Origin of the sequence: Ralstonia mojiangensis (genome assembly GCF_023955645.1) — a bacterium.
GTDB classification, from domain to species: domain Bacteria; phylum Pseudomonadota; class Gammaproteobacteria; order Burkholderiales; family Burkholderiaceae; genus Ralstonia; species Ralstonia mojiangensis.
On sequence record NZ_JAMXHU010000005.1, the window covers coordinates 194,047 to 211,719 of the forward strand.

Sequence of the window (17,673 nt, forward strand, 5' to 3'; positions counted from 1 at the left end):
GCTCAAGCAGCTTCAGCAACAACGGGAATGCGCACGGGCCGGGTCTTGGCGCGCTCTTCCACCGTGGCTGGGCGGATCTGGCCGCGCTCCTCTACAAAGACGACATTCGCATCCTTCGCCTCGCTGTTGACGAAGTGACGGAAGCGCTTGCGCACCTCGGGGTTGGTCACGGCCGTCTTCCATTCGTCTTGATAGGTATCGACCACGTGCTGCATCTCGGCCTCGAGTTCTGCCACGATGCCCAGCTTGTCGTTGATCACCACGTCCTTCAGATAGTCCAGGCCGCCTTCCAGGTTGTCGCGCCACGTGCTGGTGCGTTGCAGGCGGTCGGCCGTGCGCACGTAGAACATCAGGAAACGGTCGACATACTTGATGAGCGTTTCCTGGTCGAGGTCTGCCGCCAGCAGTTCAGCATGACGGGGCTTCATGCCGCCGTTGCCGCACACATAAAGGTTCCAGCCCTTCTCGGTGGCGATGATGCCGACATCCTTGCCTTGTGCTTCGGCGCATTCACGCGTGCAGCCCGACACGCCAAACTTCAGCTTGTGCGGCGAGCGCAAGCCCTTGTAGCGGTTCTCCAGCGCCACCGCAAAACCCACCGAATCGCCCACGCCATAGCGGCACCATGTGGACCCCACGCACGACTTCACCGTGCGCAGCGATTTGCCATAGGCATGGCCCGACTCGAAGCCTGCCGCAATCAGCTCTTCCCAGATCAGCGGCAGTTGCTCCAGGCGTGCGCCGAACAGGTCGACACGCTGGCCGCCGGTGATCTTGGTGTACAGGCCGTATTTCTTGGCGACCTGGCCCACGGCGATCAGGCCCTCTGCCGTCACCTCGCCGCCGGGCATGCGCGGCACCACGGAGTACGTCCCATCCTTCTGGATGTTGGCAAGGAAGTAGTCGTTGGAATCCTGCAGACCGGCGTGCTCTTTCTTGAGCACGAAGTCGTTCCAGCACGAAGCAAGGATGCTCGCCACGGCCGGTTTGCAGATGTCGCAACCCATGCCGCTGCCGTGGGCTTCCAGCAGCGCCTCGAACGACTGGATGCGGCCCACGCGCACCAGGTGATAAAGCTCCTGGCGCGAATACGGAAAGTGCTCGCAGATGTGGTTGTTGACGGCCAGGCCTTGCTTCTTCATCTCGGCCTTCATCACCTGCGTCATGAGCGGCACGCAGCCGCCGCACGAGGTACCGGCCTTGGTCGCGTCCTTGAGCGCGCCCACGGTGGTGGCGCCGGCACACACGGCCTGACACAGCGCGCCCTTCGATACGTCGTTGCAGGAGCAGATCTGCGCGCTCTCGGGCAGCGCATCCACACCCAGTGCGGGGCGTGCGTTGCCATCGGCTTGCGGCAGGATCAGGAATTCGGGCGCCTCGGGCAGCTCGATCCGATTCAGCATCATCTGCAGCAGCGTGCCGTATTCGGCCGCATCACCCACCAGCACACCGCCCAGCAGGTACTTGCCGTCTTCCGACACCACCAGCTTCTTGTAGATCTGCTTGCGCTCGTCGGTGAACTGCACGCTGCGGCTGCCTGGCGTCACGCCCTGCGCATCGCCCAGGCTGGCGACATCCACGCCCATCAGCTTGAGCTTGGTGCTCATGTCGGCGCCGCTGAACTCTGTCACATCGTCGGCGGCCAGGATCTGCTTGGCGGTGATCCGCGCCATCTCGTAACCCGGTGCGACCAGGCCGTAGACCTTGCCGCCCCACAGCGCGCATTCGCCAATCGCGTACACGTCCGGCGCCGAGGTACGGCACTCGGAGTCGATCACGATGCCGCCGCGTTCGCCCACTTCCAGACCGCAGGCGCGCGCCAGTTCATCGCGCGGACGGATGCCGGCCGAGAAGACGACCATGTCGGCTTCCAGGTGCGTGCCGTCGGCAAAGTTCAGGCGATGCGTCGCCGTTTCGCCGTCGACGATCTCCGAGGTGTTCTTCTGCGTGTGAACGGTCACGCCAAGATCTTCAATCTTCCAGCGCAGCATGCGGCCGCCGCCGTCGTCCACCTGCATCGCCATCAGGCGGCCGGCAAACTCGACCACGTGCGTTTGCAGGTTCATGTCGCGCAGCGCCTTGGCGCATTCCAGCCCCAGCAGGCCACCGCCGATGACGACGCCGGTCTTGGCGCGCTGGCCGCATTCAGCCATCGCTTCGAGGTCTTCGATGGTGCGATAGACGAAGCAGTCTTTGCGGTCCTTGCCTGGCACGGGCGGCACAAACGGCGACGAGCCCGACGCGATGACGAGCTTGTCGTATGGCAGCACTTCGCCGGTGGAGGCCGTCACGGTTTTGGCGGTGATGTCGATGGCCGTGGCGCGGGCGTTGAGCTTGAGCACCACATCATCGCGGTCGAAAAAGCCCGGGGCCACAAGCGAGAGATCTTCCGCCGTCTTGCCCGTGAAGAATTCCGACAGGTGCACGCGGTCGTATGCGGGGCGTGGCTCTTCGCACAGCACCGTCACCTCAAGGTGATGGCCCGGCGCATGCAGCAGGCTTTCCAGAAACTTGTGGCCCACCATTCCGTGGCCAATGACGACGATCTTCATGGTCATGGTGATGTCCTCTTTCAGGCGTTGCCGGCGGCGGCCAGCGTGTTGTCGTACAGCGCTTGTTCGCGTGCCTTGTGCTCGGCCGAGAAACGCACGGCGACGGCGCAGATGGCCGACAGCGCCACCAGCACGCCGAGGATGGACAGCGTGGCCTGCGTATCGGCCATACCCTTGAGCAGGAAGCCCGCCGCCACCGCGCCGGCGTTGCCGCCCGCGCCGATGATGCCGGCCACGCCGCCCAGCGCGCGACGGTCAATGAACGGCACCAGCGCATACGTGGCACCACACGCCATATGCGTGAACAGGCCGAAGCCGAGCATCGCCAGAATGGCCACCGGCACGCTGCCAGCATGGGCAAAACCGAACAGACCGAGGCCCTCACCCAGCATCAGCAGGCATAGCAGTTGTGCGCGTGCATCCAGGCCGCGCTTGGCTGCCACGCGATCCGACACGATGCCGCCCAGCGCGCGGGCAAACAGCGCCAGCAGGCCGAAGCTCGCCGCAGCCATGCCCGCAGCCGACAGCGACAGGCCAAAGTGATCGACGTAGTAGGTCGCGGCAATGTTGTGGATGAAGATCTCCACGCCAAAGCATGCGCCATAAGTGATGAACAGCAGCCACACACGGTAATTGCCGGCGGCGGCCACGAAGCTGCCCCAGCCGCCCTTCTTCCCGCCTTCGATGGTCTTGCCGGCAGCGCGCAGCGCGCTGTAGTTGCCTTCCGGGCAGTCCTGCGTATAGCGCCAGTAGAGCGCCGCGACGATCAGCATCGCCACGCCCGGCACCACCATGGCGAGGCGCCAGCCCATGCTCTGCGTCACACCCATCATCACGATGGCGGTCAGCAGCAGCGGCATCGTGCCCTGTGCCACACCGCCGCCCGCATTGCCCCAGCCTGCAGCCGCCGCGTTGGCCGTGCCCACCACGTTGGGCGCGAACATGACCGACGTGTGGTACTGCGTGATGACGAAGCTCGCGCCAATCGCGCCAATCGCCAGGCGGAAGAACAGGAAGGTTTCGTAGCTTTGCGCGAGCGCCACGCCCAGCACCGGGATGGCGCCCAGCAGCAGCAAGCCGGTATAGGTCTTGCGCGGCCCGAAGCGGTCGCACAGCGGGCCGACAATCAGCCGCACCAGGATCGTCACCGCCACTGCCGCGATGTTGATGTTGGCGATCTGGCCGGGCGTGAGGTGGAACTCGCCCTTGAGCACCGGCATGAGCGGCGCACAGGCAAACCATGCGTAGAAACACACGAAGAACGCGAGCCACGTCAGATGGAAGGCGCGCATCTGCGGCGTACGCAGGCTGAACAGGTCGATTCGGGTGGCTTTGCCGGTCATGTTGAATCCCAATCAGGGGCCGAAAAAAAAGAAAGGCGTCCGAGAGCCCGACTGCAGTAGCCGGGTCTGGGACGCCGTTGTCCAAGTAGCCCTGAGCACCAGGGCCTTCACCACGAAGAGCACGAATCGCCTTTGACCCGCGCAATGGTGCTATGCAACAGGTATGCCAAGGAGGCGAAGCCTTGAGCTATCGCGGTTTGCGGGAAATTTCCCAGAAATCGGGCGGGGCGCTTGCCTCATGCGCGGGCGCCGCACCGCACGGTTTCGGTGCAGATGCGATTCGGGATGGTGCGGCACAGCAAATGCGTCGGCCGCCGCCACTGGCGACCGGTGCATCACATGCAGGACCGATTTGAGGGAGGCCGCCGGATCAGATGCCGGCAGGTATCGGCGTCAGTAGCCGTGCGTCACGATCGACAGCACCGACAGATCCGGATGCGTGCCGTCGACAATGCTGCGCGCCACGTGCACGGCTTCCTCCATGGCCTCTTCGGGGCTGCGGAAGGTGTCGTCCCCGTCGGCATGAAAGGGCACGACGTGGCCGGGCAACTGCGGATCGGCGCCAGGGTGGCACACGTAGCCGGTGTAGGTGTAGCGCGTGGAGTTTGCCCGCGTCGGGCTTGGCACAACGTGAATCTCGAACCCTTCGTAGAGTTCTTGCGGTGCGGTGGTGAGCTGGTCAGACATGGTGGCCTCGCTGGGTTAGCGTGTACCGGCCGCGCTGGTGCTTGTGGCGTGGCGCGACTGCCCTTGGTTCAACCAGTCTAGGTGATGGGGTGCGTGTTGAAATCCGGCGGTTGGATGACATCCGCATCCACCGCCGTTCTTGAGTCTGGTGTTGTCTCGCGCTATGCGCGCTTGATCAGCCGAATGATGAACAGCAGGATCACCGCGCCGATCACCGCCGTGATGATCGAGCCGATCCACCCGCCGCCCAGCGAGATGCCCAGCACCCCCGCCAGCCATCCGCCGATGAAGGCACCGACGATGCCGACCACGATGTCGACGAAGATGCCGAAACCGCCACCCTTGACCAGGATGCCGGCAAGCCAACCCGCCACCGCGCCGATGATCAACCAGGCAATCAAACCGTGTGAGGCCATGTTCGCGCTCCAAAGAATGTGCGTTTTTAGGGACGTTACCGCACAGGCATAGTAGGCGAAGACAGCACAATCGCGATGTGGCGCTCACTCGGTTTTTGCAATTGCATCGTGCTCAACGGAACACGTTGACCGCCTCCACCAGGCGCGTGGCCTGAATGCGCAAGCCCTCGGCCGCCGCCGCGCTCTGGCCAACCAGCGTGGCGTTCTCTTGCGTGACCTGATCCAGATGGTTGACCGCCTGGCTGACCTGCGTGATGCCCTCGGTCTGCTGGGCCGTCGCCAGGCTGATATCGGCGATCATGGCCGAGACCTTTTTGACCTGCTCGACGATGTCATCCATGGTCTTGCCGGCATCGTCCACCAGCCGCGAGCCCGATTCAACCTTGTCGACACTGGTGCCGATCAGCTCCTTGATCTCCTTGGCTGCACCCGCGCTGCGCTGCGCAAGCGCACGCACCTCGCCCGCCACGACGGCAAAACCCCGACCTTGTTCGCCAGCACGCGCGGCCTCCACGGCGGCATTGAGTGCCAGGATGTTGGTCTGGAATGCAATGCTGTCGATCACGCCGATGATGTCGGCAATCTGCTTGGCACTCTGCGTGATGGCGCCCATGGTGGCCACCACCTGCTCCATGGCACGGCCGCCGTTGACCGCCGCCTGCGTGGCCGCGCCCGACAGCGTATTCGCCTGCCCCGCCGTCTCTGCATTGCTGGCCACCGTGGCGGTCATTTGCGTCATGGAGCTGGAGGTTTCTTCCAGGCTTGCGGCGGCCTGCTCGGTGCGGGTGTTGATGTCGCCGTTGCCCTTGGCGATCTCCTGGCTGGCAGATTGCACATTGATGACCTGCTCGGCCACGTCGTCGATCAACCAGCGGAACATCAGCCCGAGCTGGCTGACCGTGCGCAGCGTCATGCCGATCTCGTCCACGCGGTCTGCGATGGCGACTTTCCGGCTCTCGCCCGAGGCCACGCTCAGCGCAAGTTCCTGCAGTTTTTCCAGCGGCGTGGCGATCTGCACCTTCAATGACCACGAGGCCAGCGCCAAAGCCACGAGCAACGCGCCGGCAAAACCGCCGAGCGCCGCGCCGGAGAGACCAAACGCCCACGCCACCGCCAGCAACGCGGGCAGCAATGTGAGAAACGTGAGCCGAATGCGCCAGCGCACCGGCATCACCTGGAACACCGAACGCCAGGCCATCAGCCCGGTTCGCACGATCAGGCCCTTGTGAAACTTGCGGCTGCCCGCCTGGCCGGTGCGGAAATCTTTATAGAGCGCCTCGGCCGCCGCGATTTCCTCGCGCGTGGGCTTGGTGCGCACCGACATATAGCCGCTGGCCCGACCGTTACGCACCACGGGCGTGGCGTTGGCACGCACCCAATAATGGTCGCCATTCTTGCGGCGGTTCTTGACCAGCGCCGTCCAGGGCTGCCCCGCCTTGAGCGTGGCCCACATATCGGCAAATGCCTCGGTTGGCATATCTGGGTGGCGCACGATGTTATGTGGCTGGCCTTCAATTTCTTCGCGGGAAAAACCGCTCACCTCCACAAACGCTGCATTCGCATAGGCGATGTAGCTCTGGGTGTCGGTGGTCGACATGAGCGTGGCGTTGTCCGGGAACTCGTATTCGCGCTGGGTAACAGGTTCGTTGACACGCATGGGGATCTCCTTTGATGATTTACTTCGCAACGGATTATCGGCACATAACTGGATTTATTAAGACCCGATAACCTTGTTTTGCGACGCCCCGCAATTCAACTGCCCTAGCAGATACTGCATTTTGAAAATGATTCTTATCTGCTTTACCCGCCTTCTTTCTTGCCTCCGCGGGCTGGCTATGCGGATTACTTCCGCACGTCGCCCCCAGTAATACCCTATTTGCGTTAAATATTGACGGATAAACAAGATAAAAGGCACGATATTGACGCGCCACACGTTTTCTTGTGAGCTGTTCTCACACTTCTGACACCCTCCGGCTGCTGCCAACGCCCCACACGTCCCGCGACAGCGCGTCACATCCCAAGGGCAGCAACGGAGGCTAAACTTTCAGAAATTCCTAAAAATTGAGAAAGATCAAAACAATGCAACTCTCCCCCTTGAAACAGCGGTTCGTTCTGCATTTCGGCGAGATGGGCAGCCGCTGGGGCATCAACCGCACCGTTGGGCAGATCTACGCCCTGCTCTACGCCGCGCGCGAGCCGATCAACGCGGACGAGATCGCCGAGGCGCTGGGCTTCTCCCGCTCAAACGTGAGCATCGGGTTGAAGGAGCTGGAGTCTTGGAAGCTCGTGCGGCTGTCGCACAAGCCGGGCGACCGGCGCGAATACTTCTCCGCCCCGGACGACATCTGGACCATCTTCCGCACGCTGGCCGAGGAGCGCCGCAAGCGCGAGATCGACCCCACGCTCACGCTGCTGCGCGACGTCATGCTCGAATCCCCCACCGATCCGGATGACCGACACGCTCAGGCGCGCATGAAAGAGATGTATCAGCTCATCACGCTCATGACCAACTGGTTTGACGACGTGCAGAAACTCGACGCCGAATCGTTGCAGCAACTCATGAAGATGGGCTCCAAGGTGCACAAGCTGCTGGAGATGAAGAACAAGCTTGCCGTGGTCGTTGGCGGCAAATCGAAGTAGCCCGTATCAAGAAAAACCATGTCGCTCGATCCCGTTGTCCTGGCGCGCATCCAGTTTGGCGCCAACATCACGTTCCACATCCTCTTTCCCACCATCAGCATCGCGCTTGCGTGGGTGCTGCTGTTCTTCAAGCTGCGCTATCGCAAGACCGGTAACGAGGCCTGGATGGCCGCATACCGCCTTTGGGTGAAGGTCTTTGCATTGACGTTCGCGCTGGGCGTGGTGTCCGGCGTGACGATGAGTTTTCAGTTCGGCACGAACTGGCCCGGCTATATGAATACCGTCGGCAACATAGCCGGGCCTCTGCTGGCGTATGAAGTGCTGACCGCGTTCTTTCTGGAGGCCAGCTTTCTCGGGATCATGCTGTTCGGCACAGGCCGCGTGAGCCCACGCATCCATACATTTGCGACGTTCCTGGTTGCGCTGGGCACGACCATCTCGGTGTTCTGGATCATCGCGCTCAACTCTTGGATGCAGACACCCGCCGGCTACGTGATGATCGACGGTCGCGCACATCCGCAAAGTTGGCTTGCGATCATCTTCAACCCGTCGTTTCCGTATCGGTTCACGCACATGCTGCTGGCCTCGGGGCTGACGGTGTCGTTTCTGCTGGCGGGCGTATCGGCCTACCGCTGGCTGCGCAACGACCGAGGTGGCGATGTGCGTGCGGCGCTCAAGACAGGCGTGGTGCTCGCCGCCATGCTGATCCCGCTGCAGATTGCCGCCGGCGACGCGCACGGTCTCAACACACTGGAGCAACAACCGGCCAAGCTGGCCGCGATGGAAGGCATCTGGCAAACCGAACGTGGCGTGCCCGCCGTGCTGTTCGGCATTCCCGATACGGCCTCGCACAGCAACCGCTACGAAATCGCGGTGCCGAAGTTGGCGTCGCTGTATCTCACGCATTCGCTCGACGGCGAGGTGCGGGGGCTCGATCAGTTCGACCAGCACCCGCCCGTGCTGCCGGTGTTCTTCGCCTTCCGCCTGATGGTCGGCGTGGGGCTGCTGATGCTGGCGGTGTCGTGGACAAGCGCCTGGCGCCTCCGCCGCCACGGAGAACTGCCGAACTGGCTGGCACGCGCCCTCGTCGCCATGACGTTCTCAGGCTGGGTGGCCGTGGTGGCCGGCTGGTACGTCACTGAGATCGGCCGGCAACCGTGGCTTGTCTACGGCGTGCTGACCACCGCGCAAGCTGCGTCGTCCGTGCCCGCACGGATGATCGGCAGCACGCTGGCGATGTATCTCGCGCTGTACGCGTTCCTCATCGCCTCCTACATCGGCGTGGTGTTCTACCTAGCCCGCAAGGCCGGTGGCGCCATCGACCCGACGGATGCCGATATCCCCGGCAAGCACACCTCCCAATTTTCTGCGCCCCTCGCGAGCCACGCATGAGCACCATCCCTGACCTCACCCAACCCGCCGGCTGGCTGCCGGTGGTCTTCATGGCCCTGATGGGAATTGCCGTGCTCGCCTATGTTGTGCTCGACGGGTACGACCTGGGCGTCGGCATCCTGCTGCGCCGCGCCGATGACGCCGAGAAGGACACCATGATCGCCTCCATCGGCCCGTTCTGGGACGCCAACGAAACCTGGCTCGTGCTCGGGGTCGGGCTGCTGCTGGTGGCGTTTCCGGCTGCGCACGGTGAGATCCTGGGCGCGTTGTATTTGCCGGTGGCGCTGATGCTGTTCGGCCTCATCCTGCGCGGTGTGGCCTTCGACTTTCGCGTCAAAGCGCGCGCGCACCACAAGCCGTGGTGGAACCGCGCGTTCTATGCCGGCTCGGTCATCGCCACCGCAGCGCAGGGCCTGATGCTCGGGCTGTACATCACGGGGTTCCAGTACGACGCGGCCAACGTTGTCTTTGCGATCTGCACGGCGGGCGGCCTGATTGCGGGCTACCTGCTGCTGGGCGCCACGTGGCTCATCATGAAGACGGAAGGTGCGCTGCAATTGCGCGCGGTGCAATGGGCGCGCGGCAGCCTGTGGTTCACCGCGCTCGGCGTAGCCGCCGTGTCGCTGGCAACGCCGTGGGTCAGCACACGCGTGTTCGACAAGTGGTTTGCGCTGCCGAACATCATCCTGCTGGCGCCCGTGCCGCTGGTGACGATCGTGCTGTTCCTGCTGATCGACTGGGTACTGCGCCGCCTGCCACAGCAGATTGCCAAGGGCGACGAACACCTGATCTGGGCGCCGTTTGTCGGCACCGGCGCCATCTTCCTGCTGGCCTTCAATGGCCTGGCCTACAGCCTCTTTCCGTATCTCGTGGTGGACCGGCTCGACATCTGGCAAGCGGCCAGCGCGCCGGAATCGCTGGAGTTCATGCTGGTGGGCGTGGCGATTGTGCTGCCGACCATCGTCGGCTACACGATCTACTCATACAAGGTGTTCCACGGCAAGGCGACGGAGCTGCGCTACTACTGAACACGCCGCCCGCATGCAGCATTGACCGGACTGCGGGCGGACGGTTAGGCTGGTGCGTTCACGACCTCACCACACGCGCCATGATCACCTGCTACCTCCGCTACATCATCAACCCGGCACGGCTTGTCGAATTCGAAGCCTACGGAAAGATGTGGATTCCGCTCGTCGAGAAATTCGGCGGCCAGCACCACGGCTACTTTCTCCCATCGGAAGGGGCGAACAACGTCGCGCTGGCCCTGTTCTCGTTCCCGAGTCTGGCGGCCTACGAGGTCTATCGGGAGCGTGCCAAGACCGACCCCGATTGCACGGCGGCCTTCCAGTACGCCGAAGAGACCGGCTGCATCGTCAGCTATGAGCGCAGCTTCTTCCGTCCGGTATTTTCCTGACAGCCGTCTAGCCTTGCGGCCTGCGCTGCGACAGCACCCACAGCATTGCGCCCACGGCCTCCGCCTGCGAGCGCGTGCAGGTCTTTTCAAAGATAGCCCGTAGCTGCGAACGCACGGTGGACATGGCGACGTTGGCGTTGGCCGCATATTCGTCAGGCGTCTTGCCGGCGATCAGCGCTTCGCCCACCGCCGCCTCTGCCGCTGACAGACCGAACGCCTGGCGCAACTGCATGGCTGTCACCGGCGCCGCATCGCCCTTGCGCCGGGCCGTGACCAGCATGGCGGCATCCCCAAACGCGGCATGCGCGGCATTGGCGGGCAATTGCGAGATGCCGAGAAAGATCTCGTGTGGCGCCCCAAGCGCCGGCCGCACAGCAAAGCTCTCGCCCTTGCGTGACTTTGCCACCCGCGCCAGCGCGGCTTGCAGGCCATCGTTGTCGGCAGCAAACGCGGCTGTCATTCGGCCGTGCTCCAGCCGCAGGCAAGTCGATGCGCGCAGCAGCGCTTCGGCTTGCGCATTGGCAAACAACACGCGCTGGTCCCGCCCGAGCGCGAATACGGCCAGGCCAAGCTGCTCCATCAGTTCGGCGCCGAGTGCTGCATCGCGATGCAGCACGCGTGTATCCCGCCAGAGGTTGATCGTGCGCTGCAGGTGGTCGGTCATGCCGGCCGCGTTGAAACGATCCTCGTCGGAAAAGGGCGTTCGGCCGTGTGCGCGCAACATGCCGAGCAGGATGTCGCTGCTGCCGGGACGCTCCAGGCGCACGCCCATCAGGTAACGGAAGCCCGCCGGAATCTGGTAGTCCTGGAAGAACTCGCTGCGCTCAACATACGCATCGGACAGGTAATCCTGGCAGAACGCAAACTCGCGCACACCCGCACGTTCGACAAAACCGCGGCGGGGGTCCAGTGCACCGTAGTACCTGTCATACAGCCCGATGGTGTCGTCCAGCCCCCGCTTCGGGGAGTAGACCGAAAGTTGAGGCGCATTGCGCACGGCGTCCCAACTGAACATGTGGAACAGGTCGGCACCAAGCGATTCCGTCACGCCCTGGAACACGTCCAGAAACCCTTCCTGCGTTACCGCAGCTTCGTACAGATCACCGATGAGCTGGTCTTTGAGCACGCGTCCCTCCCCCGAAGGATGGCTGTCTGGCCTTGGCGTCTGCCATGCTCACCCCGTGAAAACTGAGTGGCGGCGGACATGTTGTGCGCTCAAACGTAGCACGTGTGTGCGTCGGTCAACATCGTTCATTTGGCGACGCTTTCCTCCAAATGAATGATGCGGGCGCCTGGGGCGTGCTTCGAGAATCTCCGTGCCGAATAACGGCGTCGCACGCACGGCGCACCCACGAACCAGGGAGGACTCCATGAAACTCACCCCCATTTCCATCGCACTCGCCACGCTTGCGTTGTCGGCTTGCGGCGGCGGCGATTCCGGTAGCAACGCCAGCACAGCGCCGGGCACCAACGTTCCGGCAGCACAGACCGTCAGCGGGGTCGCTGCCACGGGTGCAGCCATGCAAGGCGCCACAGTCACGCTAATGGATGCGAGCGGCAAGTCGGTCGACTGCCCCGCTAACGCCACTACGGGCGCCTTCCAGTGCACGGTCACGGGCCTTGCCGCGCCGTTCGTGCTGTCGGCGGCCGGCAACGTAGCCGACTCGCAAGCCACGCTGATCGCGCTGTCCGCCAGTGCCGGCACGCAGACGATCAACATCACGCCCATCACAAACGCCATTGCCGCCACGATCGTGGGCGATAACCCCAGCAAGCTCCTGGGCAACACGGGCCTGCTGCAGAGCAAGGTGACCGCGCAAACCGTCTCAAGCACGGTGGCCGCCTATGCCGCTGCCCTGGCCGACCTGTTGGCCGCCACCGGCAATACCGGGGTGGATCTGATCTCGGGGCCGTTGACGGCCGGTGCTCCAGGGCTGGATCGCCTGCTCGATCAACTGAAGGTAAACGTGCTGCCGGACGGCAGCGTGCAGATCAGCTCCGTAGCGGGCGCATCGAGCGATACGCCTGCGCAATTGCAGCTCGGGCCGGGCGTCGCTCCTCAGCCCAGCGACAAGGCGAGCCTGCCCAGCGTGGCGACCATCAATGGCAACCCCGTCTCCAACCTGCCGACCGCCTCGGATCTGGCTGCGCTGCAAGCGGCGCTGAACCAATGCTTTGCCGGCTCCACGGGGGCGGCGCGCACGGGCGGCAGCGTGCCCGTTTGCGGCCAAATCTTCGTGGATGACGTGGCCAACGGTGCGCTCATCAACGGCGTGCCGACGGCCTACCTGAACAACGGCATGACGGCCGACCAGGAATTCGGGCCGGCATCGGGCGGCGGCAACCCAGGCCTGTTCGCCGATGATGCGATGAACAATGCCAGCTTCAGCCTGCCGGAGATCATCCGCATAGCATCCAGCAGCGGGGACACGCTGTGGGTCAAGCTCGCCTGGACCCGCGCCGATGGCCTTCGCGACGGCATGCAGCAGCATGTGCAAGTGGCGGTACAACCTGCCTCTCGCGCCAGCGGCGACAACGGCTGGCGCATCGTCGGCAATCAGCGCGCGGTGCTCACGAAAGTCAACGCCAACGCGCAGAAGTGGGATTGGCTGAACAGCGCCACCGCAATGACGGGCACCAACGCGTTTGTCGATTCGATCAACATGCAGGTGGGCATCGCGGATGCGGCCGGCACGCCGGTCGACTTTGCGATTGTTACCGGGCCCGGTCTGCGCAATGGCGTGTTCCTGCAGCCGTCTTCGGGCACGTGCGACACGCTGAATATCCGTGCGCAGGTTGGCGCGAGCCAGACTCCGGCGCAGCTCGCTCTGCTTGCCAAGCAAAGCTCCTGCCGCAACAACTTCCGCCTGGCAGGCGTGGCACAAGACACAGCCAACCAGGGCAGCTTCACATGGCCCGGTGATGCACCGCGCAATAACACGGCATGGGCCAAGCCGCAACTGACGGCATCGGAGCTGGCGACCATCACGCCGTTCAGCGCCTACACGATCGCCATCTATCAGGGCGGTGTCACGAGCCAGCCGTCCAAGACGTACACGGTGCGGTTGCGCACGCCGTCGCCCTCGCCCGATGCGCTGCGCCAATACACGTGGCAGGACATCTCACAGGCCACGCGCGACATCCTCACTCCGGGCACGGCATCAACGTTTGCAGGCGGCGCCACGCTGCCCGTCACGTGGACGACCAAGGCGGGCGTGCCCTTCGTGAAGCGCGTCAACGTGCAGATCCGTTCCACGATGTCGGGCCAGTCGACGGTGTTCGTGAACGGTGTGGGCCGTGCCTCACCGGCAGCGCCCGGGACCACGCTCACCGTGAATGTGGCGGGTGATCAGGGTGTGGCCTTCCCCGCCGTGACGGGCTGGACGGGCGCGCAGGACATGTCGTTCACCAACATGTCGTGGGCCGACCCGCTGGATCTGAACTTCACCACGTCGGTCGAGTACGACCGCTAACACGCAGGACCGCAGGGCACACACGGGGAAGCGCGGTGATCGGGCCCGCAAGGCGTCATGGCTGACGCCCTGCGGGCCACGATCAACCCACCGTCGCCTCAAACACACGCCGGTAGTTGCCACCCAGAATCTGGCCTGTTTCCACTGAGGTGAATCCCGCTTTCACCAACGCCGTGGCCAGCGCGGGCAACTGCGTATAACTAGTGAACACCGGCGGCCGGATAAAACCGAGCATGTCGGTGCCCAGCCCCACGTGTGCCACGCCGACCACGTCGGCCATGCGCTTGATGCCCAGCGCCATGGCATCGAGGTTCGGAAAATCCCCCGCATTGGGCCACACGCCAATCACGCCGCCCGTGTCTGCCACCGCGCGTGCATGGTCGGCCGAAATCAATCGACTGCGCGGCCTGGGCAGCCCTGACAGCGCCGTGTGCGACAGCACCAGCGGTTTCGTGGTCGTCGCCGCTGCACGCTTGACGAGGTCATACGTGCCATGGGCCACGTCCACCACAATGCCCAACGTATTGCAGCGACGCACGACCTCCGCCCCGAAATCCGTCAGGCCACCATGCACGGGAGGCTCGGTCTGGATATCGCCCAGTTCATTCACGCGGTAATGCGTGAGCTGCAGGTGCCGCAGACGGTGCTGTGTGTAGGCCTCGTCCACGCGCTCGATTCGGCCTTCCAAAAAATCTGCGCCTTCAGACGCGATGATGACGCTCGGCCCCCGCGTGCCCATGGCTGCCAGCGACGCGGGGTCCGTCACAACATGCAGTTGTTCGCGCTCGATCAACCGCTGTGCGCGGGCAACTTCCGTCATGCCAAGTTGATACAACTCACCCGGGTCTGGCGTACGGAATGCCTCGAAACGATTGCCGCCAGCGCCCACGTGTACGACGGTGGTGTCGGTCACGATGGCAAGGCAGATGACGTTCATGCCCCCGGTGCGCATCGACTCGGCCGCCGGCAAGAATGGCCGATTGGCGCCGATCTTCGGGTCGCGAGAAATGATGACGCGCCCGGCGTGGGAATGCATGTCGATGGTCAGTGCGCCGGGTGGCGGTGTCCACTTGGAAGCTGTGTCGGACGGTGCATCGGTGTAGTTGGCAAAGCGCCCCGGCGCGCAGGCCGCCAAGCCCATCGCCGCACCCGCGGCCAGAAACACGCGACGGCTGACGCAGGGCGATCCGGCAGCAGGGCCCCCGGGCGCAAGCGACGCGTCCACCAATTGATAGCGCCAGCCTGCGGGGTCGTCCCGCAAACGGATCAGCCGGCCGCGCACGCGCGTCATATCGCCTACAGGCATGGGCGCGGCTGCCAACACCTCAATGCTGGAGGCGGGGTTGCGTGGCAAGCAACCGCCGCAGCACGGCGCTTCGGCGCTCAGCAGGAAGTAATCGGCAGACTGGGCGGCAGCGTCCAGCGGCATCGCCCAGCCATCCATGTCGACAACAGTGTCGTGCAGCGCGTCAGCCTCGCGCGTGGCGATGAGGGACCAATCGATGAGCATGCGCATCCCGCAAAATTGAGCTGCGGTATTGTGCGCGCGATCGGCCCATCGCTCTATCGCCGTTGCTTACATGGCCCTACAAAACACGACGATCTTGAACGTTCGTGGCGCTCACCCCCAGAAGCCGATGTGCGATTGCGCAGCCTCGTCTTCGATAAGCGGACCGTGCACGTCGATGTGGCGCTGGCCGCGTACAAACACCTCCCGGCATGGCAGCGAAAACGTCGGGTTCTCGGGGTGGTCGCCGGTGAGCGTCAGCAGATGGTGCTCAGACAACGCATAGACCACGCGGCCGATGTTGCACCAGTAGATGGCGCCCGAGCACATGCAGCAAGGTTCGGCACTGGTGTACAGCGTGCAGCGCGCGAGCTGCTCGGGCGACAGGACCTTGGCCGCTGCCGCCGCGGCAGCCAGCTCGGCATGCTGCGTGGGGTCGCCTTCGGGCGGCATCGAGTTGTTGCCAGCGGTGGCGATCACGTTACCGCGCTCATCGGCCACCAGCGCGCCGAACGGATGGCGGCCGCGCTTACGCGCGTCGTCGGCCACCGCAATCGCCTGGCGCAACAGTGCCATGTCGAGTTCGGTCAGTTGGGATGGCGTGTGGGGCTCAGGTACGGTCACGATGAAATCCTTGGCATGAGAATCGACGAAAAACGTGGGGGCAATTCAGCGGATGCGCGGCCTGGGCCAAATCGAGCACGCTCGGGCGCGGCCTTGGGGGCTCCGGGCTGCCCGGCACGCCACAAGATGCTGGAAAGTCACCGCAACGGCAATCCCACCACGCTGTAACCAGGCCATTTGCGCTACGCTTACGACCTTTCGCTTGCCCTCGCCTTCATCGCTTTTTGCGTCACCTCATGCCCACGCTGCAACACGTCGATCTGCGCACGGACCCCGCCGCCCGCCCCTTCGTCAAGGACGAGACCGTCCACGTCGACTTTGCCGCAGAAGCCGGCGAGCTGATGAGCCTGGAAGGCCCCAACCGCTACGCCCCCGGCGATGCGCTGATCACCGGCTCGACAGGGGACCGTTGGGTGGTCTCGCGCGAACGTTTCGATACGAAATACGTTCCCGCCGATGCATCGCTCGCGCATGGACAGGCCGGCGCCTACCGCAACCGCCCCAGCGTGGTGCTTGCCAGGCAGATGAGCGAAGCGTTCTCGATGGCGCGCTCCGAAGCCGGCGATGTGCTGCACGGCCAAGCCGGTGACTGGGTGCTCCAATACGCCCCGGGTGACTACGGCGTCGTGCAGGCGCAGCGCTTTGCCAAGGTCTACCGGCCGGCCTGAAGCGTTACTGCGCCGCCTGCTGGCGCTCAACTTCGTGGTGTTTCATCTGCAGATAGTCCTGCCGTTCCACTTCATGCAGTTGGCGCGGGTACTGCTCGGTGGCGTTGAACCACGTGTTCAGCCGCTGCTGCAAGCGCTTGTCCGGGGGCGCCGACAGCGACTTCAGATAGGCGTCGATGGCCAAGTAGTAGCGCATCGTGTTGCGCTCGAGCAGGCCGCGCACGCCGCCCACATATTCCGGCTCTGCGCCCGATGACGAGTCCGCCGCCTTGGTAAAACCGACTTTGCCGCTGCCCACGGTGGCGAGGTACGTGCGCATCGCCAGGCGGCCGGCCGTACCGTAACCGTACGCGTAGGTCAGATGCAGGAACGTGTGGTTACCCCCGCCCGGCGCGGGAATGGCCTCCAGCATGATGTGATAGTCCCGGGTGCTGAGCGGGCCGGAGGCCGCGCTGAGTTCCACGCGAAAATAATCCGCACTGCTGGCAACTGGGTGATAACCAAACTCCAAGCGATAGCTGCTGGAGAGCGAGTCTTCCACCTTGCGGCCCAGATTCACGTTCAGCACGCCGCCATCCGCACCCTGCGTGGCGTGGCAGTACTTGATATTCAGATGCAGGATCAGCACGTCGCACCAGTTCGCAGCGCCGTGCTCCGGATCGCCCAGTGCATTCTTGACGGTCGCGAAGGGGTAATCGAGCACGCTATAGATGTCGCTCTTGAGCCGGTCAGGCGCTTCGGTGGATTCCAGGACCAACGGGCGATGGAACACGTTATCGGTCAACTGGGGCGCCACGGTCTGGTATTTGTCGCGCAGACCTTGCGCACTGTCCGCCGCACGCACGGGGAGGCTCAGGCATAGGCCTGCCACCAAAGCAAGAGCGGCAAGCGAGCCCGACCAGGCGGTATGTCGATGGGAGGTCATAGGCATGGCGTTCTCGTGGAATCGTTCTTCAT

Annotated in this window: 15 protein-coding genes; 6 read left to right on the plus strand and 9 right to left on the minus strand. The window is 64.0% G+C overall.

All coding sequences use genetic code 11. The features are described from left to right. Window positions 1-2: 2 nt before the first annotated feature. From nirB to NG898_RS21345, 5 genes are all read right to left on the minus strand, one after another. Window positions 3-2,558 (minus strand): nitrite reductase large subunit NirB, encoded by a 2,556-nt coding sequence (gene nirB, locus NG898_RS21325; protein ID WP_252694307.1) that lies wholly within the window; start codon window positions 2,556-2,558, stop codon window positions 3-5. Window positions 2,559-2,572: 14 nt separating this feature from the next. Beyond that, window positions 2,573-3,895 carry an MFS transporter gene (locus NG898_RS21330; protein ID WP_252694308.1) on the minus strand — a complete coding sequence of 441 codons (1,323 nt, stop codon included), beginning with the start codon at window positions 3,893-3,895 and terminating at the stop codon, window positions 2,573-2,575. 393 nt (window positions 3,896-4,288) lie between these two features. Continuing rightward, entirely contained in the window at window positions 4,289-4,582 is a 294-nt protein-coding gene (locus NG898_RS21335; RefSeq protein WP_252694309.1) for a hypothetical protein, read from the minus strand. 161 nt (window positions 4,583-4,743) lie between these two features. Then, complete coding sequence (locus tag NG898_RS21340) at window positions 4,744-4,998, minus strand: GlsB/YeaQ/YmgE family stress response membrane protein (protein WP_004627540.1); 255 nt, start codon at window positions 4,996-4,998, stop codon at window positions 4,744-4,746. A 112-nt stretch (window positions 4,999-5,110) separates the two neighbouring features. Continuing rightward, window positions 5,111-6,655 (minus strand): methyl-accepting chemotaxis protein, encoded by a 1,545-nt coding sequence (locus NG898_RS21345; protein WP_252694310.1) that lies wholly within the window; start codon window positions 6,653-6,655, stop codon window positions 5,111-5,113. Window positions 6,656-7,077: 422 nt separating this feature from the next. On the opposite strand from NG898_RS21345, the gene NG898_RS21350 reads away from it, so the two are divergent. The 4 genes from NG898_RS21350 to NG898_RS21365 all read left to right on the plus strand — a co-directional run bounded on the left by NG898_RS21350 (window position 7,078) and on the right by NG898_RS21365 (window position 10,444). Continuing rightward, window positions 7,078-7,638, plus strand: coding sequence for a GbsR/MarR family transcriptional regulator (locus NG898_RS21350; protein WP_252694311.1), 561 nt, complete (start codon window positions 7,078-7,080; stop codon window positions 7,636-7,638). An 18-nt stretch (window positions 7,639-7,656) separates the two neighbouring features. After that, window positions 7,657-9,030 (plus strand): cytochrome ubiquinol oxidase subunit I, encoded by a 1,374-nt coding sequence (locus NG898_RS21355; protein ID WP_252694312.1) that lies wholly within the window; start codon window positions 7,657-7,659, stop codon window positions 9,028-9,030. Continuing rightward, complete coding sequence (locus NG898_RS21360) at window positions 9,027-10,058, plus strand: cytochrome d ubiquinol oxidase subunit II (protein ID WP_232039824.1); 1,032 nt, start codon at window positions 9,027-9,029, stop codon at window positions 10,056-10,058. The genes NG898_RS21355 and NG898_RS21360 overlap by 4 nt, the downstream gene beginning before the upstream one ends. Window positions 10,059-10,138: 80 nt before the next feature. After that, the gene (locus NG898_RS21365) at window positions 10,139-10,444 is read left to right on the plus strand and encodes an NIPSNAP family protein (protein ID WP_252694313.1); all 306 of its coding nucleotides are present in this window, start codon (window positions 10,139-10,141) and stop codon (window positions 10,442-10,444) included. 7 nt (window positions 10,445-10,451) lie between these two features. On the opposite strand, the gene NG898_RS21370 is transcribed toward NG898_RS21365, so the two are convergent. Then, window positions 10,452-11,570, minus strand: coding sequence for a helix-turn-helix transcriptional regulator (locus tag NG898_RS21370; protein WP_252694314.1), 1,119 nt, complete (start codon window positions 11,568-11,570; stop codon window positions 10,452-10,454). A 244-nt stretch (window positions 11,571-11,814) separates the two neighbouring features. On the opposite strand from NG898_RS21370, the gene NG898_RS21375 reads away from it, so the two are divergent. Next, a complete protein-coding gene (locus tag NG898_RS21375; protein WP_252694315.1) occupies window positions 11,815-13,917 on the plus strand; it encodes a hypothetical protein in 2,103 nt (700 codons plus the stop codon). 82 nt (window positions 13,918-13,999) lie between these two features. Here the strand turns inward: NG898_RS21375 and NG898_RS21380 are convergent, their stop codons facing one another. Together NG898_RS21380 and NG898_RS21385 are read right to left on the minus strand one after the other, a co-directional pair. After that, on the minus strand, window positions 14,000-15,427 hold the full coding sequence (locus tag NG898_RS21380; RefSeq protein WP_252694316.1) for a dipeptidase: 1,428 nt from the start codon (window positions 15,425-15,427) through the stop codon (window positions 14,000-14,002). 111 nt (window positions 15,428-15,538) lie between these two features. Then, window positions 15,539-16,000 (minus strand): nucleoside deaminase, encoded by a 462-nt coding sequence (locus NG898_RS21385; protein ID WP_092972046.1) that lies wholly within the window; start codon window positions 15,998-16,000, stop codon window positions 15,539-15,541. Between the two features lie 284 nt (window positions 16,001-16,284). On the opposite strand from NG898_RS21385, the gene NG898_RS21390 reads away from it, so the two are divergent. Beyond that, window positions 16,285-16,716 carry a PGDYG domain-containing protein gene (locus tag NG898_RS21390; RefSeq protein WP_252694317.1) on the plus strand — a complete coding sequence of 144 codons (432 nt, stop codon included), beginning with the start codon at window positions 16,285-16,287 and terminating at the stop codon, window positions 16,714-16,716. 4 nt (window positions 16,717-16,720) lie between these two features. Here the strand turns inward: NG898_RS21390 and NG898_RS21395 are convergent, their stop codons facing one another. After that, window positions 16,721-17,647 (minus strand): hypothetical protein, encoded by a 927-nt coding sequence (locus NG898_RS21395; protein ID WP_252694318.1) that lies wholly within the window; start codon window positions 17,645-17,647, stop codon window positions 16,721-16,723. Window positions 17,648-17,673: the final 26 nt, after the last annotated feature.